This window comes from Anaerocolumna sp. AGMB13025 (assembly GCF_029689925.1).
GTDB lineage: Bacteria > Bacillota > Clostridia > Lachnospirales > Lachnospiraceae > Anaerocolumna.
The window spans coordinates 3,261,009-3,280,016 of sequence record NZ_CP121445.1 but is presented as its reverse complement, the minus strand read 5'-3'; the positions used below and the strand labels follow the sequence as shown (position 1 = coordinate 3,280,016).

Sequence of the window (19,008 nt, the reverse complement as noted above, 5' to 3'; positions counted from 1 at the left end):
ATTATTACCACTCAATTGTTTCTACAGAAACCGGATTATCATTTATCATTACCTTACTAACTTTTCCATTTTTGATTTTTATTACACGGTCAGCCATGGGAGCAATCGCTGAGTTATGGGTGATTACGATTACAGTCATACCGCTTTCCCTGCAGGTATCCTGGAGCAGTTTAAGAATTGCCTTTCCGGTGTTATAGTCTAGTGCCCCTGTGGGTTCGTCACACAGCAGGAGTTTAGGATTTTTCGCAAGAGCCCTTGCAATGGATACTCTTTGCTGTTCTCCTCCGGATAACTGGGCAGGAAAATTCTTAAGTCTGTCACCAAGTCCAACCTGGTTTAACACGTTTTCAGCACTCAGGGGTTCTTTGCAGATTTGCAGTGCAAGCTCTACATTCTCCAACGCAGTCAGGTTTTGGACAAGATTATAGAATTGAAAGACAAATCCAATGTCTTCCCTTCGATACTGGGTCAGTTGTTTTGCATTAAAGTTACTGATATCAACCCCGTCAACCACAATATGTCCTTCACTGCTGGTATCCATTCCCCCAAGAATATTAAGTACCGTTGTTTTACCTGCTCCGCTGGGACCGACTATTACTACAAACTCTCCTTTTTCAATCTGAAATTCAATTCCGTCAACCGCATGAATGGTAACTTCCCCCATACGGTAGGTCTTTTTTACATCTGCTAATTCTACAAATGACATGCCAAAACTACTCCTCTTCTACACTGTTCTTCCTCTGATTCTTTGGATAGAATTATACTACGTATAAATTTTGATTACTATACAAAGTAATGTTAAATTTTGAGAAAAATTCTAAAATTTTTATTATGACAGGTTTTCTATTCTTTGGAATTTTTTAGAAGAATCTATGGTAAACTGAAACAATACAAATTGACACATCAAGTCTATAAAATATACGAAAAAGGCTGCGCATAATTTATTTCCCAAGTTTAACTATATGGGAATCTGCAGCAGCCTTACGATTTATTACAGGTCTTTTCCAATATTAATAATTGTTTCTGTAATGAGTACTTTAAATAAAGGTGAAACACACTCAGCTGTTGCCTGTACTTCCTCATGGGTCAGGGTTTGTTCCGTCATACCGGCACACAGATTGGATATACAGGAAATTCCGCAGATTTTCATACCCATATGATTAGCAGCCACTGCTTCACAGGCCGTACTCATTCCAACTGCATCGGCTCCTAAGATTCTGCACATTTTCACCTCATGGGGTGTTTCATAATTCGGTCCGGTCAGTTGAAGATAAATACCTTCCTGAAGAGGTATATTTAAATTTTCTGCAGTACTGCGGATAATATCTTGTAACCTAAGATCATAAACATGGCTCATATCCGGAAAACGTAATCCTAACTCCTCCATATTCTCCCCAATTAACGGTGATGGTACAAAATTTGATATATGGTCGGTAATCATCATGAAATCACCGCTTTTATAAAAATAATTGACACCTCCGGCCGCATTAGTCAGAAATAAAACCTCTGCCCCCATTAGCTTCATAAGTCTTATAGGCAGTACCACCTCTGAAATCTGGTATCCTTCATAATAATGAATCCTTCCCTGCATAATCACTACCGGCACCCTGTCTATATATCCAAATACAAATCTTCCCTTATGGCCTGTTACTGTAGAAACCGGAAAACCTTCAATTTCGCTGTAATCCAGCACCGCTGTGATCTGAATGCTGTCCGCATAATCTCCCAGTCCGGACCCTAATACCAGGGCAATCTTTGGTTTAAAATTAATCTTTTCCTTAAAACTTTCATAACACCTGCTTAGCTTATCATAAACTGGATTCATGTTAATCTCCTCTTTTATTCAAATTAGTTCCATATCTTAAATCATCTGCCACAGACGGTTTACTGCCTCAAATCAGAGTGAGAAAAAGCGTATTTCTCACTCCCTCCCTTGAACGTTTTGTTTTGCAGAGGGAGTTTTAAATTCAATCAGCTCCTGTTAATCATCATCGTATTAGTGCATTCAAAGTATCATATGCTTATTTATTTAATAAGTGCTAACGGGATTAAAGACATAATAATCTGAACCTATGGAGTGTTCTAGGCAATCATATTTAAGGCGTTATACAGCATAAGGTAATTTTCATCAACTCATAAAAACAGGTTACCATTTAACAATTTTATAATAAGTTTTTGCTGTTATCCCATAGACAAGGATATAAGCCAGTATAAAGATCAGGCAGGTAACAGCCAAACAAAGGGTTGTTAACATAGTATTATATAAGTAGAATGCCTGCAAAAGCTTTATTATCATGTGTCTGGCCATCGTTACATGAAGTAGTGCGCCAAAAAGCGGCAGGAAAAACACAATTAATATCTGCTTATTAATGGTCCGCTTCACTTCTAGGTCATCCATTCCGACTTTCTGTAAAATTATAAATCGTTCCTTATCATCATAACCTTCTGAAATTTGTTTAAAATATATAATTAACACCGTAGCCACTAAAAATAAAACCGTAAAAAAGATTCCAAGGAAAAGGAGTCCGCCATATATTCCATACCCTTCTTCTCTTGAGGTATATATGGATTGAAAGCCGATTACATTTTTAATTTTAAGGCTTTCTACTCTTATGTCCTTGGCATAAACCGTCAGGTCACTCTTATTCCCCTCCAGGCTGAGTACTTTTATCCGCTTGTTTTCAGTCTGATTCTTATCAGCATTTAATAAATCAAGAAGTTTAAATCCCTCCTCCTTATCTGATACAACGAAAAAATAAGTAGAATCTTCTTCACTGTTTTTACCTGCAACAAACCTCGTATCCGGCACCAGGGCTTTCACTTTGTATCTCCCGGCTATTACAGTATTAATGTGTTCTTTGTTTGGTTCATGACCTGTCAGCACCAGGATTTCATTCTTTTGAAGGATTTCTTCCCTGCCACAGATTTCATTATACTCCTTTAGGGTTATAACCTTAATACTGCGCATATGTTCGATGATTTCAGTGGAACCAGAATTTATATCTTTGGGCTTAACAGGCAGGAAAGTTCCGTCTTTAAGCAGCAGAGAGGTAATTATGGAATCATAACTGTAGTCATTCGTAATAGTAACCTTATTCTGATCTGTCAGCTTGGTAATCAACTCATTAAGTTGTTTTTCCTGACCTGGGGTTACCTCACCTCTCATCTGTATTTCCATATCATTGGGATTTAATTGTTTTAACATATCCTCCTGACCTAAGTAAAGAGCCGTACAAGTAGATACCGTTACTAAAACCATGGTAGCTAAAATGCAAATTGATGCGAGTCCCGCTGCATTCTGCTTCATACGGTGAAACAATCCTGATATGGCAATGAAATTATTTGACTTATAATATATCTTTTTTTTATTCTTTAATATAGTTAAAATAACTAAACTTCCCGCTTCAAAAAGTAAAAAGGTTGCTGCTATTACAGCCAATACGGCTAACATAAACTGCACCAGCGCTGTTAAAGCACTATTGACTGTTGCCGCCGAATAATAAGCCCACCCCAGTAAAACGGTTCCCAGGAAGGTTTTTGCCAGAATGAACCTCGCTTTTTTTTCGCCCATACGGTCCCCTTTTAATAAATCTATGGGATTAGCCAGGCTTACCTGCAGCAGATTAAAAATGGAAGTCACAATAAATATACCCAAAAATAACATAACCGTGTAAGCAAATGCTTTGGGGGGTAAAATAAATCTGCTGTGGGCAGATACTTTCAGGGAATAAAAAATAATAAGAAAAATTAATTTGCCAAAGATAATACCAAATAGGATTCCCAGTATGACAGAACCCATACTGATTATGAAATTCTCCCATAAAATAACCTTACCTACATGACGCTTTTCCAATCCCAGTATGCCGTATAGACCAAATTCTTTTTTTCGGCGTTTAATCAAAAAACTGTTAATATACAGCATAAAAATCACGGTCATCACATTCATGATTACCATACCGATACTAAACATCATCTGCAGATTTCGGCCTGCCGGAACATCTGCAATCCCTTTGGAATACATAATGGTAACCACCATAAAATAAATACTTACAAAAGCCGTAGAAGCAATGCCAAAGGGCAGATACATTCTTTTATCTCTCTTTATATTTGTAAGTGCCATTTGAAAAAAGAAATTCTTATCCAATGTCAACACCTCCCTCTGATAAGACAGAGAGATTGGATACAATTTTATCAAAGAATTCCCTATTGGTATCCTTGCCGCGGTACAACTGGCTGAACAATTCCCCATCTTTAATAAATAATACTCTGGAGGCATGGCTGGCAGCCATGGAGCTGTGAGTCACCATCATTATGGTCTGACCATTCTGATGCAGTTCTTCAAACAAGCTTAACACCTTGGCAGAGGCTTTCGAGTCCAATGCACCGGTAGGTTCATCTGCAAGAATTAGTTTTGGCTCTGTTATAACTGCTCTTGCCATAGCAGTTCTCTGCTTTTCACCACCGGATACTTCATAAGGAAATTTATGAAGCAGGTGCTCAAGTCCAAGCCGCAGAGCTAAGGGTTTTAATTTGTTTTCCATTGTATCAATATTCTCACCGGATAAGACCAGAGGCAGTAAAATATTATCCTTAACGGAAAACGTATCTAACAGGTTGAAATCCTGAAATACAAAGCCAAGATTTTTCCTTCTGAAGGCGGATAATTCCCTATCCTTGATTTCTTTTAAACTTTTACCTTCTAATATAATGTCTCCTCCCGTTGCCTTATCAAGGGAGGCAATAATATTTAATAATGTTGTTTTGCCGGAGCCCGACGCTCCCATAATTGCGACAAATTCTCCTTTTGAAATTTCAAAGGAAACACTTTTTAATGCAGTAAACTGCTGCCCTCCCAAGCGGGTATTGTATACTTTTTTCAAATTTTTAACTTGTAATAATTCCATCGGTATATCCTTCCTTTCTTTTATAATACCATTCCATTTTAAAATCCTAAAACACATAACAGCATTATAAAAAAAACTGGAATGCCCTGCCATAGAACTACATTACATTTTACCTTTTTAAACTTACAATAATGTCACATTGCATTATTCTAAGAACATATCCCTCTTAGGAAATGTTAATACTACAATCGTACCCACTCCTGTCTCTGAACTGACGGAGACCTTTAAGGACAGAGAATCCGCAACCTTTTTTACCAGGTACAATCCAATTCCACTAGCCTTTTTGTCCAGTCTTCCATTATATCCGGTGTACCCTTTTTCAAAGATCCGTTCCATATCCTCTGCCCGAATACCAATTCCCGTATCCTCAATAACCAAGGCATCCTCCTTAAGATAGATGCGAACTCCACCAAGGTTCGTATATTTTACAGCGTTGGATAATAATTGTTCAAGAATAAAAGAAAGCCATTTACTGTCGGTTAAAACCTTAACGCAGCAATCCCCAATGTCAATGGACAGCTTTTTATAGATAAATAAAGTGGCATACTTTTTAACACTGGCATATACGATATCTTTTAGGGGATATTCTCTGATAACCAAATCAGAAGAAAGCTGTCCTATTTTTATATACTGCAGGGCCATTTCTACATATTGTTCGATTTTAAATAACTCCTGATCAATAATATTAGTATCAGCTATTTCCCTGCTTTGCAATGCTAATCGCATGGCTGAAATGGGGGTTTTAATCTGATGCACCCACATGGTATAATATTCCATCTGTTCTGAGTGAGCATTCTCCATCCCAAGAGCATTATCTTTTAATAATTGGTAAAGAGTTTCAATCATGATCTGATATTTTTCCTCAATCATATTCTCTGCCAGGGGCATGTCCTGATTATTACCGGTTAACTCATCAACCAGAAGGTCTAACCTATGGATTTTACTACGGTAATAATATCCATCTATGAAAAGCCATACCAGAAAAAAGAAAGTAAATATGATACAGCTGTAAATAATGGATTCCATTGGAAACCGGTACAAAAAGTGGATAAAAGGGAAAAAGATAACAACACTCAGAAATAAGAAAAAGTATGATTTTCTGTACTTGACATATCTCTTAATCATGAACTAGATACCCCATTCCCTTTTTTGTAAGGATAAAATCGAAAAGCCCTTTATCCTCCAGCTTTTTTCTAAGACGGTTCACATTAACCGTCAGGGTATTGTCATCAATAAAACTGTCACTGTCCCATAAACTTTTCATAATTTCTTCCCGGGACACGATTTCATTCTTTTTTTCCATCAGGAGCCTGATAATTTTAAACTCATTTTTTGTAAGTTCGATCTTTGTATTTTGGTAGCTTAAGGAGGTATCGTTTAAGTTAAGCAGTACACCATTTACTTCCAGGGTATGTAGTTCCTGATAATAAGCATAGGTTCTTCTTAAGACCGCTTGTATTTTGGCGATTACTATGTCAAGTGAAAACGGCTTTGTGATGTAATCATCCCCTCCCATATTCATAGCCATAACGATATCCAGATTCTCAGAGTGGGAAGACAAAAATATAATAGGGACGTTAGATATCTTTCTTAGCTCGCTGCACCAGTAATAGCCATTATAAAAGGGTAACGATATATCCAAGAGGATCAGATGGGGCTTTTTTGTCTGGTATTCCTCCAATATATGATTAAAATCCGAAACATAACTGGAATCAAACCCCCACTTTTTTATATTTTCATTTAAAAGAGAGGCAATCGTGATATCATCCTCTACGATTAATATTTGATACATAGTAACCTCCAGGCAATCAATTATCTTTTCTATACTGAATTATAACCACAATATCCCATAATATCAAATAAAAAATTGCAGATTGCCAGTCTTACTGCTGACCCTATAAATTAAAACGTAGCTTTGACTCAGCTGTACTGCAAACAGCCCTTTTCCATTCCCCTGGAAAATATATATAATGAAAATATTTTATAAAATCTTTATGATTGTAATTGACAATAATATACACTTGATGTATTATTGTATTAAGCAGTTAATACAGTAATACAATTACTATCAAGAAAGGAGCAGTAACATGCAATGGGATATTAATTCAGAACGTCCTGTTTATATCCAACTCATCGAGCAGATACAGGCAGGAATCATCTCGGGTTACTTTAAACCAGGTGATAAGCTTCCTTCTGTCAGGGATTTAGCTTCCGAAGCTGCTGTAAATCCAAATACCATGCAAAAAGCATTGACAGAACTTGAGCGGACCGAACTAATCTACACCAATAGAACCAGCGGAAAATATATAACCTCCGACGAACTCATGATAAAAAAACTCAAAAGCCAGTCGGCCAAGCAGCAGATACTGGATTTTCTGGAAAGGATGAAACAGTTAGGGTTTGATACGAAAGACATACTTACATTAATCACAGAGACTGTTAAGGATACCGAAAAAAATCCATAGTAAACATTAGTAAAGAAATTTTAGTTATAAACTATTTGAAAACTAACTTTAATAATTTTTTATTTAAACACTTTGATTTCCTATATAAATAGAAATTGAAAGAAAATATAAGGAAAGGAATGCCATTAAACCTTCTTTCAATTATAATGGCAGTATCATACTGTCGGCGGTATGAGCGGTATGATACTTACGGTAAAAAATATGAATACCCTATTGGAATGTAACACAATAATCAAGAAATATTCCGACTTTTATGCCCTTAATGAAGTCAGCCTTACTTTGGAACGAGGACGTATTGTAGGTCTTCTAGGTCCAAATGGAAGCGGAAAAACAACTTTACTAAAATTAATTAACGGTCTTTTAGTGCCGGATTCCGGATCAATTACCATTGCAGGTTTTACTCCGGGAACAGAAAGCAAAAAGATAATATCTTATCTTCCTGAACGGACTTATCTTGCCGAATGGATGACTGTAAAGGAAACAATTCAATTCTTTCAGGATTTCTATGCAGATTTTGATTCAAGTAAGGCTTATGATATGCTCTCCCGACTTCAGATTGATTCGAAAAAACGCCTTAAAGCCATGTCAAAAGGTACGAAAGAAAAAGTCCAGCTGATTCTAGTCATGAGCAGAAAGGCGGACCTTTATTGCCTAGATGAACCTATAGGCGGTGTAGACCCAGCCTCCAGAGACTATATACTAAATACAATCATATCAAATTATAATGAGAATGCAACAGTCCTAATCTCCACTCATCTTATCGCGGATATCGAGAATGTACTGGATGAAGTAATATTTATCAAAGACGGCAAAATCACTCTGCATTCACCGGTAGATGAGGTACGTACCAAAGAAGGTAAATCCATCGATTCTTTATTCAGGGAGGTATTTAAATGTTAAGCAGATTATTAAAACATGAATTAAAAGCTACTTCCAGGATGTTAGTTCCCCTGTATTTAATTTTATTCTGTATCACTATATTAGACCGGATCATGCTGTACTTTTTAACTGATAGCATCATAATGAAAGTTGTTTCCAGTATACTGACTCTCGGATTTATAACTATTAATATTGCAATCCTGATAGTAACTACCGTGTTAATGGTAACCAGGTTTTATAAGAATCTTATGACGGATGAAGGTTATTTGATGTTTACCCTTCCAGTTAAAGTAAACCAGTTGATTACCTCAAAACTTATCATAGCTATATTCTGGACCGTTATCAGTTTTGCTGCCCTATTCGTATCTACCTATATTGCATTTGCTACTCCGGAACGGATGGACTTTGTATTGCAGAATATACGGGAGAGCTTTAGTGAGTTACAAAATGCCTTTGGAGGCAGTGTTGTTATACTGACCATCGAAATGATTCTCCTGATTATCACCTGTTTTATCGCCAATATATTAATGTTTTATGTATCGATAGCAATCGGACAGCTTTTCAATGGCCGGAAGCTGGTGGGTTCCTTTATCGCTTACATTGGCATCTATACGGCAATCCAAATAATTTTGTTAATCATTGTAGGGTTCAGTGCTCTTATTAATCTGGCGGATCCATATTCTGAAGGCAGTCTAGTCATTCTGCTGCCTGTAATGGTACTATTATTAGCAATCAGCTGTGTCGTATTTTATGGAGCTACAAACCATATTCTTAGTAAGCGGCTGAATTTAGAATAAATAGAGTGCTATAAGATCAGAAAGACTAAGAAGATATGAAATTATTTATCATACTCTCTTAGTCTTTATTTTATAAATTATCGTAAACGTCTGTTTTCAAACCGTGCATGGGTCTGCAGACAGAAAGCAAATTCCATAATCCTCTCTTCTATATCACCCTCATCCAAAGTACAATCAATGGAAACTGCCATATCATTTAAAATCTTATCATTGATAAATTTCTTTTTATGCATTAAAATTGCAAGCTTTTCTTCATAACTGCCGGCTTCTAAGAATGCCAGCAATACCGGATTGATACTGCCGCTTTCTTCCTCTGGTGTCGACTGCTCTGTCAGATCAGCTGATAAGTTTTCCTCTGACCTAACCGCCATTGGTTCCGGATGTTTGGAATTAATTATATCAACGGTTGGTATTGGTGCTTTAGGAACATCTGTCAGGGTATTAGATTCCTCTTCCCTATCCTTCCCTTTATATTCAGTTGCATCAAAACTTCCTGTCTGAGGACTATTCTTATCTTCCCGAAGTTCAACCTGTTCAAACCTGTATTTTTGCATGGCTTCCGGATACTTAACAGTATCCACTTCTTCCAAAAACATATCAAGAGGTCTGACATAGGTTTTAAAATTACCGTACAATGCCTGATATACAACCATCTGTTCTCTGGTTTCTGAATGAGTGGCTACGGTAATTATCTGATACAATTTATTTTTAAAATGTCTGTATATCTGACCTGGCTTTGGTATTCTATTCTGATCCAAATTATATCCTCCCTTGTCTGGTGGTATATGTCCTTACAATAATCCTATGAATATTTAACGGTTAGAATTCTGCTCTAAATATTTTTATTTCTGCTAAATATTTACCCACTAGAGTCTTTCGTATACTTCATTATATAATTTAATAGCAAAATATTCAACCAGAACTACCAAGAACCTACATGTTATTAGAAAAATAGTGAAAGGATACCAGGACAGAGTCTTAATCTTTGGGTAAGGTTAACTTGACACTTTATTTGCATAATGTTATATTACAAGTAAGGTTAACATTACATTATAGTTTTATGAATGATAATAGAAAGGTATGGTCAGTATGAAGAACAGAATCCGGGAATTCAGGGAAGCCCTTGGTTTAACCCAGGGACAGTTAGGAGCTTTAGTGGGAGTATCGAGACAGGCTATTATTGCTATTGAAACTGAGAAGTTTGAGCCTTCTATATGGCTGGCTTATGATATTTCCAAAGTTTTTAAAAGTACCATTGAAGAGGTTTTTATATTCGGGGAAAGCGAACACAAATCCAGATCAAAGCAAAGCAGAGGTGAATTAGCATGGCATTAAGACAGATTCGATTAAAGGACGATCCCATATTACGAAAAACAAGTAAGCCAGTGGTACAGGTTGATGATAAGATAAGACTTTTATTGGAGGATATGGCCGAAACGATGTATCATTCCAAAATTGGTGGCGGACTAGCCGCACCTCAGGTAGGTATCTTAAAACGACTGGTTGTCATTGACATGGGGCAGGGTCTGCTTAAGCTTATCAATCCCGAAATAATTGAGCAGGAAGGAATACAGACGGTAGTGGAGGGCTGTTTGAGCATACCAAATACCTGGGGTAAATTACAAAGACCTGCCAGGGTAAAAATCCAGGCCTTGAATGAAAATGGTGAAAAAATTACTCTTACCGGCATTGGTGATCTGGCAAAATGCTTCTGCCATGAAATCGATCATTTAAATGGTATATTATTTACAGATTTTGTTACAGAGTATATTTCGATTTAATTTGATTGACTTAAAGGACAAAAAAGTTTAAAATATTTCAATATGCTAAAGCAAAAGAGTGAAAGGAGTATTGACATGAGTTTTATATTCGAAAAAAAGGTTATCTCTCCCACTGAATTAATCAATCTATATCCGATGCCGGAAAAAGATGCCTTGGTAAAAAAAGAAAGAGACAGGCAGATTAAAGAGGTTTTTACCGGCGATTCCGATAAATTTTTAGTCATCATAGGTCCCTGCTCCGCCGATAACGAAGACTCTGTCTGCGATTATATCAACCGGCTCGCCAAAGTTCAGGATAAGGTAAAAGATAAAATTATAATTATTCCAAGGATTTATACCAATAAACCAAGAACCACCGGTGAAGGCTATAAAGGTATCGTTCATCAGCCCGACCCGGAAAAGGAACCGGACTTACAGGAAGGTCTTATCGCCATGAGGAAGATGCATCTGCGTGCCATAGCAGAAACCGGTCTGACTGCAGCGGATGAAATGCTTTACCCGGAAAATTGGCCATATGTGGAAGATATCTTATCTTATGTAGCCGTTGGAGCCCGTTCTGTTGAGGATCAGCAGCATCGTTTGACCATCAGCGGTATGGATTGCCCTGCCGGTATGAAGAATCCTACCAGCGGTGATTTTTCAGTTATGCTAAATTCCTGTGTGGCAGCCCAGGCCCGCCACACCTTCTTATACCGTGCTTATGAGGTACATACTACTGGTAATCCTCTGGCGCACACGATTTTAAGAGGCGCAGTGAATAAACACGGTCAATCCATTCCGAATTATCATTATGAAGATTTGGTATTACTGCTTGATATGTACAACCAGAGAGACCTTGCTAATCCTGCTGCAATAATAGATGCCAATCATGCTAATTCCAATAAATTATATTCTGAACAGCCAAGAATTGTCCGTGAAGTACTTCACAGCCGTTCGGTTAATGCAGAGATTGCCAAATTAGTAAAAGGTGTCATGATAGAAAGCTATATTGAGCCAGGTAATCAAAAGGTATCCGAACACATCTACGGAAAATCCATTACGGATGCCTGCCTGGGCTGGGAAGAATCCGAGAAACTTATTTATACCATTGCTGATCATATATAAATAAATCAATAACTTAATATAGCCACAATAGACACATGCAAAGTCTGCGCTATTAAAATTTAAGGGTTATGGTAACCGTTCTCAAGAACCAGTATACCATAACCCCTTTATGCTGCCAGAAACCAGAAGGCTTCAAACTCTTATGTTGTCAAAATTTTGACCTCAATTCTTAGTGCTGCCATATTCTTTTCAGGCGTCCCCTTGGGTTTCTGAAAATTTGTACTGTCCTGCCTTTGTACTGTCATGGTCTTTGTATAGTCATGTCTATATATACTGTCAGGCTCTTGGATGGGCCTGAGCATAGACATCCCTGACCTTTTTGCTCCGGTTCTGCAAATAGACCTGGGTAGTCGTTACATCGGCATGCCCCAGTAATTCCTGAATACTTTGAAGATCTGCACCGTTTTCAATCATATGAACAGCAAAGGAATTTCTTAAAATCTGAGGTGTAATATCAGTTTCAATACCTGCAGTCTTACCATAACTTTTTATGATTTTCCAAAAACCCTGTCTGCTCATAGGTTCTCCGGATAAATTGGTAAAACAGATGCTGGTATTGATTTTGCCCACAAGTTCAGTCCTGGCTTTTTGGATATAAATTTCCAGCGCCTGCTTTGCCATATTTCCAAATGGAATAAATCTCTCTTTGCTGCTGTTGCAGCATCTTAAAAATCTGTTTTTTAAATTAATATCTTCCAACTTAATGGAAATCAGTTCAGAAACCCGGATACCCGTTGCGTATAACAGTTCCAGCATGGCTTTATCCCGTAAGCCTTTTACCGTATCCGTATCCGGCTGTTCCAGCAGTCCGTTTACCTGATCTAAGGATAACGTATGGGGCGGTTTCTTTTCTACCTTCGGAGCATGCATCCGTTCCGTGGGATCCTCTTTTAATTGACCTTTTTTAATCAGATATAAAATAAATGCCTTAATAGATGCAATATTTCTGGATACCGTAGCTGGTGACATACCCTCTCGTTCCATATTCAATATATAGGAATTTAAGCTTGTTTCACTTATCTTCCCTGTCTCGGTAATATTCTGGTTATCCAAATGCCTTATCAGTTTTAATAAATCATTCTGATATGACATAACCGTATTAATGGACGCCTTTTTTACCTCCGACATATAAGTAATAAAATCCTGCAATGCCGTCTTCATGTAACTCAATCTCCTTCATCTTTGCAAAATAAACCCCATCTCTATGTATTGATTAAATTATTTTTTCCTATTGCTATAATTATAGTTTGTACCAATCACAAATGCAAACTCTATTTTAAAATTCTGATATAAATTTCTGGAAATTAGAACAGTAACAGTATTTTTCTCAAGATAAAGGAGGATACATACGTTTCCAATAAGGCTCCAATCAGTAGAATAAGAGCCAGACCGGTAATCACCAGCAATTGTTTAGCAATCCGCTCTGCTCTCCCCTTTTTTCCGGTCTTTTCATAATACATGCTCCTGCATAGCCAGTACCCTGTCCTCAGACACATAAAAGCAACTGGTATGTAAAGCAGATAATGAGGGAAGGTATAACCAAATATGAGCAAAATACCTTTAAAGTGATATTTCATTAAAATTACCGTTAGGAAAAACCCACCTTGAAAACCACTATATACAATGCACAAAGCCATATAAGGTATGCCCACAGCCGTGGCACAAACAACCCAGAACAAGACGAAATCCCGGTAAACATTCCACAGTACATACCTTAAAAGTACCGGATAATTAATTGTCGTATCTCTGATTCTATATAAATAATCTGTATTAATTAAATCCATTGAATTCCAGTAAAAGCCTTTAAATAACCTGGCAAATAAAAAGCCTAGCAGAACACCGACTCCCAAGATAATTAATCCGAGCTTTAACTCTCCAAGTTTTCTTAACTGTAATCGTAGATAACGCATAAAAATCCCTCCGGTTTAACTTTAAGTAAAGGTAGACTTGTTCACTAACTGTTACACTAACATATGTTTTGAACACAAAAATAATGCCGATAAGATAAAATATCGGCACTATCAAAGGATTTCATATAAAATATTAAAACGAAACACAGCCTATTAAGCATAGTATTTAAACCAGGTATTTTTATAAACCCATTTTAGTTTTAAACGCTAAAAGAGCAGATATCGTCTTTGCATCATCAATCGTTCCGTTTAAAATCATCTGCACTAATTCCTCCAGGGAATAGCGCTCGATGGTAACAAATTCGTCCTCATCCAGATTCTGCTTAGAGGGAATTAAATCACTGGTATAATAAATACCAATCTTCTCATTACAAAAAGCCACTGTAGTATATAAATCCAGCAGATGTTCTATTTTTTCAGACCGATAACCTGTTTCCTCTTCTAGTTCCCTGGCAGCACAGGTTCTCATATCTTCATTCTTATTAAGTCCGCCTGCCGGTATTTCAAGAGAATATTTTTCAATCGCATTCCGGTACTGCCGGACCATAATAATCTTACCGTCTTTATCCACCGGAATAATAGCTGCCGCACCTTTATGGCTGATAAAGTCCCAGTCTGCGGTTTTACCGTTTGGAAGACCCATGGTATCGGTATATAGATCGATAATATGACCTTTATGTACCAGTGATCGATTGATTCTTTTATATTCACTCATAACAGCTCCCCTTGCTTCCTTTCATTCTATTATTTCTTTAACGATACCGCTTTTTCATAACAGGCATCCGTTGCCTTAATAATAGCATTGCGGAAACCGTATTCCTCCAGAGCCGCTACCCCAGCTATGGTAGTACCCCCTGGTGAACATACCTGGTCTTTTAATTTACCAGGATGTTCACCGGTTTCTAAAACCATTTTGGCAGCTCCTAGTACAGTCTGAGAAACTAAAGTATATGCTTTATCTCTTGGAATGCCGTACTTTACCACACTGTCCGCTAATGCTTCAATAAAAAGATACACATAAGCCGGGGAACTTCCGTTGGCACAGACTACCGCATTCATTAAGTTTTCATCAAATAACTGATAGTTACCAAAGGATGAAAAGAGCGCATCTATTACTTCTTTTTCCTCCTCGGAATAAGTATCTTTAGAATAACATACCCCTGACATACCTTCTTTTACCAGAGCAGGAGTATTGGGCATGGCACGAACCACCCGGACTGTTTCGCCTAGAAAAGCTTTTACATTATCGATGGTAACACCTGCCGCAATGGAGATAACCACTTGATCTGTTGTTACTGCCTCTTTTATTTCCTTTAAAACAATGTCGTAAAACTGAGGTTTAACCGCAAGTACAATATATTTACATGTGTCTGCAATGGCTTTGTTTTCAGTTACAAACTCAAGTCCCGTTTCCTGTTTTACAAATTCACATCTTTCCTTACCGGCATCGGTAAATATGACCTGTTCCGTACCAAAAGCCTTTACGGCACCCCGTATCATGGGATAACCCATATTACCGGCACCTATAAATCCCATCATTGCCATTGTTTCATCCTCCTCATTACGAACCTTCTCTTTTCTTCACATAAAATCGGTATATCTTCTATATATCTTCTATATATCTTCTGTATATCTTATAGTGCCTTTACAAATTTCTCCAGGCGATCCATACCTTTTTTAATCTGTTCCTGGCTTATCGCATAGGACAAACGGATGTGGTCGTCAAAACCGAAGTCACCGCAGGGTACCACAGCTATATTATAATCAGTAATTAAGATTTCAGCAAGTTTTTCTGTTGTAGCAATTTGAACGCCTTTATATTCCTTCTCAAGAACCTTGCTGCAATCTACAAACAGATAAAATGCTCCCTGAGGAGTTATTGCATCAATATGAGGCATTGCTCCAATTCTTTCTACCATATATATTCTTCTTTTATTAAATTCATTCGCCATTGCTGCTACCGTATCCTGAGGACCATTTAACGCTTCTGTTGCTGCCTTTTGTGCGATAGAGTTGGGGTTTGAGGTCTGATGGCTTTGTACGCTTCCCATTAATTTAGCGATTTCTGCACTGGAACCGGTATATCCGATTCTCCAGCCTGTCATGGCATAGCTTTTTGCAACACCGCTGCAGGTAATGGTTCTTATGTAGATTTCTTCATTAAGGGATGCGATACTTACATGTTCAAAATCCCCATAAATCAGATTCTCGTACATTTCATCTGCTACCACATAAATATCCTTTTCTACCACTACCTTAGCTATGGCTTCCAATTCCTCACGGGTATAAATTACACCGGTAGGATTGCTGGGTGAATTTAAGATAAGGGCTTTGGTTTTATTGGTACAGGCAGCCGCAACCTGCTCTGCTGTAATTTTATAAGCCCTCTCTTTACTAGCTTTTATATATACAGGAACACCATCGGCCAGCTTAACGATTTCAGGATAACTCAGCCAGTAAGGAGCAGGAATAATAACTTCATCACCCGGATTTAAAATAGCTTCAAAAACATTCGTTAAAGAATGCTTTCCCCCGTTGCTGATAACAATTTGATTGGGTTTATAACTAAGCTTGTTAAAGGCTTCGAATTTTTTACAAACTGCCTGCTTTAATTCCAAGGTACCGGATGCATCAGTATATTTTGTAAATCCATCATGAATTGCCTTAATTGCAGCTTCGTTAATATTATCAGGGGTATCAAAATCGGGTTCTCCCGCCCCAAATCCGACCACGTCGATTCCCTGGGCCATTAATTCCTTTGCTTTTGCAGTGATTGCAAGGGTTGATGAAGGCTTTACTGCCTGTGCTTTTTTTGATAGTTCTAATGACATCGTTATCCTCCTTATAAGCGTTCCCAAATTTCATTCTTTTCCCGGAATCCGCTGTCTTACAATTGGTTTATTGTATACAAATATACACCTTTAGAAAGTTTCCTAAGTATTGTATTATATCTGGTTATAGATTGCAAGCAAAAATTAATAAAAAATCAAAATTTATGTAAATCTGACAAAAACATATGTGTTTATAGTAAAGACATTTGCGTTTATTACAGATTAAATTCGGTTATGGCATTGTATAAGGATTCCTGTTCTGAAGCTAACATGAATGAGCCTTCTGGATATCCAGGTAAGTCTGGCAGACCAAGGAGTCCGGCTAGACTGAGCAGTCTTTATAGTATGTGCGTCTTTATTGTCTGTGCAGCGGAAAACCTCTTAATGAGTTTTTTGTGCTTTTTTATAAGGTTTATTTAAAGTTGGACTTTACAAGGCATAAAAAAAGCGAAATCTTTATAAATTTCTCTATAAAGATTTCGCTGTAAAATTAATAAAATATACTATTTCGCATAATCAGTAACTCTGGATTCTCTGATTACATTGACTTTGATCTGACCCGGATATTCTAATTCCGACTCAATCTGTTTTGATATGTCACGTGCAAGTAATATCATATCGGCATCCGTGATTTGTTCCGGAACTACCATAATGCGGACTTCACGACCTGCCTGTATTGCAAATGACTTATCTACCCCTTTAAAGCCGTTTGAGATATCTTCTAACTGTTTCAATCTGTTTGTGTATGTTTCTAACGTTTCTCTTCTTGCACCAGGTCTTGCGGCTGAAATTGTATCAGCAGCCTGTACAATACATGCAATTAATGACTCAGGTTCAACGTCACCGTGATGTGACTCAACCGCATTAATAACGATTGGCGATTCTTTATGCTTTCTGCATAAATCAACACCAATCTGAATATGTGAGCCTTCCATCTCATGGTCAACAGATTTTCCAATATCATGTAGTAAGCCAGCCCTTTTTGCCATTCGGATATCAACACCGATTTCTCCGGCAAGTAATCCGGATAAATGGGCAACTTCTATCGAATGCTTCAAAGCATTTTGTCCATAGCTTGTTCTAAACTTCATTTTACCAAGTAAACGTACAAGTTCAGGATGAATACCGTGAACACCAACTTCAAGAGTAGCGGCTTCACCTTCTTCACGAATCATGACTTCAACTTCTTTTTGAGCTTTCTCAACCATCTCTTCTATTCTAGCGGGATGGATTCTTCCATCCACAATCAGTTTTTCAAGAGCGATTCTTGCTACCTCTCTTCTGATTGGATCAAAACCGGATAAGATAACAGCTTCCGGTGTATCGTCGATAATTAAATCAACACCGGTCAAGGTTTCTAACGTACGTATGTTACGTCCTTCTCTACCTATAATTCTGCCCTTCATCTCATCATTGGGAAGTTGTACAACGGATATGGTTGTTTCAGCCACATGGTCTGCAGCGCATTTTTGAATTGCGGTAACAACATAGTCCTTTGCCTTTTTGTCTGCTTCTTCTTTTGCCTTGCTTTCAAGTTCTTTTACTAACATTGCGGTTTCATGTTTTACTTCGTCTTCAACAGTTTTTAAAAGATATTCTTTTGCTTGTTCGGAGGTAAGTCCAGAAATTTTTTCTAACTCCTGCAATTGTCTGCCGTGAAGTTCTTCCGCTTCACCCCTGACTCTGTCAAGTTCAGCTTCTTTCGCTGCAAGCTTAGATTCCTTCTTCTCAAGTGCTTCCGTCTTCCTGTCTAAAGTTTCTTCTTTAGAAAGAACACGTTTCTCATAACGCTGCACTTCTGCTCTTCTTTCCTTAGTTTCCTTCTCTAACTCATTCTTAGTCTTTAACGACTCTTCCTTTGCTTCGAGTAAGGCTTCTCTCTTCTTAGTTTCAGCTGTTTTTAAAGCTTCATCTATGATTTCTCTTGCTTTTTCTTCTGCAGAACCTATCTTCGCCTCTACGACTTTAATACGATAAGCTGTCGCAATTTTCCAAACAAGAAGAGCAACTATAACTGAGGTAACTAAAATAGTAATACCTATTTTTAGTATTTCTTGCACAGGAGCACCTCCTTATTTAATTTTCATTGTACAAAGATACAACACTTAAATTTTATACTGTTTTGTCCAGTATGTCAAGTATAGTTACTAAATTTTTATGCATTATGTCACAATATAACGAAAATAATCGTAATTATTTTGAATTATTATACTAATCGCACTGTTAATACAACTTATCCATTCATTAAAAATCTGTTGTTTTTTGAATCAAAATATAAACCAATTACCAGGAAGAAGGAACATTCATAGTTTTTAAAATCTTTATAAAAACCACAAC

At 37.4% G+C, this 19,008-nt stretch carries 19 protein-coding genes; 6 read left to right on the top strand and 13 right to left on the bottom strand.

Annotation, left to right across the window (positions count from 1 at the left end; translation table 11 throughout):
• Window positions 1–4: 4 nt before the first annotated feature.
• The 6 genes from QA584_RS13390 to QA584_RS13365 all read right to left on the bottom strand — a co-directional run bounded on the left by QA584_RS13390 (window position 5) and on the right by QA584_RS13365 (window position 6,696).
• On the bottom strand, window positions 5–706 hold the full coding sequence (locus QA584_RS13390) for an ABC transporter ATP-binding protein (RefSeq protein WP_278274999.1): 702 nt from the start codon (window positions 704–706) through the stop codon (window positions 5–7).
• A 285-nt stretch (window positions 707–991) separates the two neighbouring features.
• On the bottom strand, window positions 992–1,825 hold the full coding sequence (locus tag QA584_RS13385) for a purine-nucleoside phosphorylase (protein ID WP_278274998.1): 834 nt from the start codon (window positions 1,823–1,825) through the stop codon (window positions 992–994).
• Window positions 1,826–2,146: 321 nt separating this feature from the next.
• Window positions 2,147–4,144, bottom strand: coding sequence for an ABC transporter permease (locus QA584_RS13380; protein ID WP_278274997.1), 1,998 nt, complete (start codon window positions 4,142–4,144; stop codon window positions 2,147–2,149).
• Entirely contained in the window at window positions 4,137–4,904 is a 768-nt protein-coding gene (locus QA584_RS13375; protein ID WP_278274996.1) for an ABC transporter ATP-binding protein, read from the bottom strand. Before QA584_RS13375 ends, QA584_RS13380 begins: the two co-directional genes overlap by 8 nt.
• A gap of 144 nt (window positions 4,905–5,048) precedes the next feature.
• Window positions 5,049–6,029 (bottom strand): sensor histidine kinase, encoded by a 981-nt coding sequence (locus QA584_RS13370; RefSeq protein WP_278274995.1) that lies wholly within the window; start codon window positions 6,027–6,029, stop codon window positions 5,049–5,051.
• Entirely contained in the window at window positions 6,022–6,696 is a 675-nt protein-coding gene (locus QA584_RS13365; RefSeq protein ID WP_278274994.1) for a response regulator transcription factor, read from the bottom strand. The genes QA584_RS13370 and QA584_RS13365 overlap by 8 nt, the downstream gene beginning before the upstream one ends.
• Window positions 6,697–6,991: 295 nt before the next feature.
• Between QA584_RS13365 and QA584_RS13360 the strand changes: the two genes are divergently transcribed.
• From QA584_RS13360 to QA584_RS13350, 3 genes are all read left to right on the top strand, one after another.
• Window positions 6,992–7,369, top strand: a complete 378-nt coding sequence (locus QA584_RS13360) for a GntR family transcriptional regulator (protein ID WP_278274993.1) — start codon at window positions 6,992–6,994, stop codon at window positions 7,367–7,369.
• Window positions 7,370–7,570: 201 nt separating this feature from the next.
• The gene (locus tag QA584_RS13355) at window positions 7,571–8,269 is read left to right on the top strand and encodes an ABC transporter ATP-binding protein (RefSeq protein WP_278275169.1); all 699 of its coding nucleotides are present in this window, start codon (window positions 7,571–7,573) and stop codon (window positions 8,267–8,269) included.
• On the top strand, window positions 8,263–9,045 hold the full coding sequence (locus tag QA584_RS13350; protein ID WP_278274992.1) for a hypothetical protein: 783 nt from the start codon (window positions 8,263–8,265) through the stop codon (window positions 9,043–9,045). Before QA584_RS13355 ends, QA584_RS13350 begins: the two co-directional genes overlap by 7 nt.
• Window positions 9,046–9,122: 77 nt before the next feature.
• Here QA584_RS13350 and QA584_RS13345 read toward each other — a convergent pair whose 3' ends face one another.
• Window positions 9,123–9,803 (bottom strand): DUF1653 domain-containing protein, encoded by a 681-nt coding sequence (locus tag QA584_RS13345; RefSeq protein ID WP_278274991.1) that lies wholly within the window; start codon window positions 9,801–9,803, stop codon window positions 9,123–9,125.
• Window positions 9,804–10,134: 331 nt separating this feature from the next.
• Here QA584_RS13345 and QA584_RS13340 point away from each other — a divergent pair, with 331 nt between their 5' ends.
• The 3 genes from QA584_RS13340 to QA584_RS13330 all read left to right on the top strand — a co-directional run bounded on the left by QA584_RS13340 (window position 10,135) and on the right by QA584_RS13330 (window position 11,930).
• Complete coding sequence (locus QA584_RS13340) at window positions 10,135–10,380, top strand: helix-turn-helix transcriptional regulator (RefSeq protein WP_278274990.1); 246 nt, start codon at window positions 10,135–10,137, stop codon at window positions 10,378–10,380.
• Complete coding sequence (gene def, locus QA584_RS13335; protein ID WP_278274989.1) at window positions 10,371–10,826, top strand: peptide deformylase; 456 nt, start codon at window positions 10,371–10,373, stop codon at window positions 10,824–10,826. Before QA584_RS13340 ends, def begins: the two co-directional genes overlap by 10 nt.
• A gap of 75 nt (window positions 10,827–10,901) precedes the next feature.
• Window positions 10,902–11,930 (top strand): 3-deoxy-7-phosphoheptulonate synthase, encoded by a 1,029-nt coding sequence (locus QA584_RS13330; RefSeq protein WP_278274988.1) that lies wholly within the window; start codon window positions 10,902–10,904, stop codon window positions 11,928–11,930.
• A 276-nt stretch (window positions 11,931–12,206) separates the two neighbouring features.
• On the opposite strand, the gene QA584_RS13325 is transcribed toward QA584_RS13330, so the two are convergent.
• The 6 genes from QA584_RS13325 to rny all read right to left on the bottom strand — a co-directional run bounded on the left by QA584_RS13325 (window position 12,207) and on the right by rny (window position 18,707).
• Window positions 12,207–13,091, bottom strand: a complete 885-nt coding sequence (locus QA584_RS13325) for a tyrosine recombinase (RefSeq protein ID WP_278274987.1) — start codon at window positions 13,089–13,091, stop codon at window positions 12,207–12,209.
• Between the two features lie 143 nt (window positions 13,092–13,234).
• On the bottom strand, window positions 13,235–13,840 hold the full coding sequence (locus tag QA584_RS13320) for a stage II sporulation protein M (protein WP_278274986.1): 606 nt from the start codon (window positions 13,838–13,840) through the stop codon (window positions 13,235–13,237).
• A 181-nt stretch (window positions 13,841–14,021) separates the two neighbouring features.
• Entirely contained in the window at window positions 14,022–14,555 is a 534-nt protein-coding gene (locus QA584_RS13315) for an NUDIX hydrolase (protein ID WP_278274985.1), read from the bottom strand.
• Between the two features lie 29 nt (window positions 14,556–14,584).
• A complete protein-coding gene (gene proC / locus QA584_RS13310; RefSeq protein WP_278274984.1) occupies window positions 14,585–15,385 on the bottom strand; it encodes a pyrroline-5-carboxylate reductase in 801 nt (266 codons plus the stop codon).
• Between the two features lie 89 nt (window positions 15,386–15,474).
• Complete coding sequence (locus tag QA584_RS13305; RefSeq protein WP_278274983.1) at window positions 15,475–16,671, bottom strand: pyridoxal phosphate-dependent aminotransferase; 1,197 nt, start codon at window positions 16,669–16,671, stop codon at window positions 15,475–15,477.
• Between the two features lie 503 nt (window positions 16,672–17,174).
• Window positions 17,175–18,707, bottom strand: a complete 1,533-nt coding sequence (gene rny / locus QA584_RS13300; RefSeq protein WP_442870360.1) for a ribonuclease Y — start codon at window positions 18,705–18,707, stop codon at window positions 17,175–17,177.
• Window positions 18,708–19,008 lie beyond the last annotated feature (301 nt).

Coding starts and splice junctions, on each gene's coding strand:
- QA584_RS13390 (WP_278274999.1), bottom strand. CDS start 706: ATGTCATTTGTAGAATTAGCAGATGTAAAAAAGACCTACCGTATGGGG.
- QA584_RS13385 (WP_278274998.1), bottom strand. CDS start 1,825: ATGAATCCAGTTTATGATAAGCTAAGCAGGTGTTATGAAAGTTTTAAG.
- QA584_RS13375 (WP_278274996.1), bottom strand. CDS start 4,904: ATGGAATTATTACAAGTTAAAAATTTGAAAAAAGTATACAATACCCGC.
- QA584_RS13370 (WP_278274995.1), bottom strand. CDS start 6,029: ATGATTAAGAGATATGTCAAGTACAGAAAATCATACTTTTTCTTATTT.
- QA584_RS13365 (WP_278274994.1), bottom strand. CDS start 6,696: ATGTATCAAATATTAATCGTAGAGGATGATATCACGATTGCCTCTCTT.
- QA584_RS13360 (WP_278274993.1), top strand. CDS start 6,992: ATGCAATGGGATATTAATTCAGAACGTCCTGTTTATATCCAACTCATC.
- QA584_RS13355 (WP_278275169.1), top strand. CDS start 7,571: ATGAATACCCTATTGGAATGTAACACAATAATCAAGAAATATTCCGAC.
- QA584_RS13350 (WP_278274992.1), top strand. CDS start 8,263: ATGTTAAGCAGATTATTAAAACATGAATTAAAAGCTACTTCCAGGATG.
- QA584_RS13340 (WP_278274990.1), top strand. CDS start 10,135: ATGAAGAACAGAATCCGGGAATTCAGGGAAGCCCTTGGTTTAACCCAG.
- def (WP_278274989.1), top strand. CDS start 10,371: ATGGCATTAAGACAGATTCGATTAAAGGACGATCCCATATTACGAAAA.
- QA584_RS13330 (WP_278274988.1), top strand. CDS start 10,902: ATGAGTTTTATATTCGAAAAAAAGGTTATCTCTCCCACTGAATTAATC.
- QA584_RS13325 (WP_278274987.1), bottom strand. CDS start 13,091: ATGAAGACGGCATTGCAGGATTTTATTACTTATATGTCGGAGGTAAAA.
- QA584_RS13320 (WP_278274986.1), bottom strand. CDS start 13,840: ATGCGTTATCTACGATTACAGTTAAGAAAACTTGGAGAGTTAAAGCTC.
- QA584_RS13315 (WP_278274985.1), bottom strand. CDS start 14,555: ATGAGTGAATATAAAAGAATCAATCGATCACTGGTACATAAAGGTCAT.
- proC (WP_278274984.1), bottom strand. CDS start 15,385: ATGGCAATGATGGGATTTATAGGTGCCGGTAATATGGGTTATCCCATG.
- QA584_RS13305 (WP_278274983.1), bottom strand. CDS start 16,671: ATGTCATTAGAACTATCAAAAAAAGCACAGGCAGTAAAGCCTTCATCA.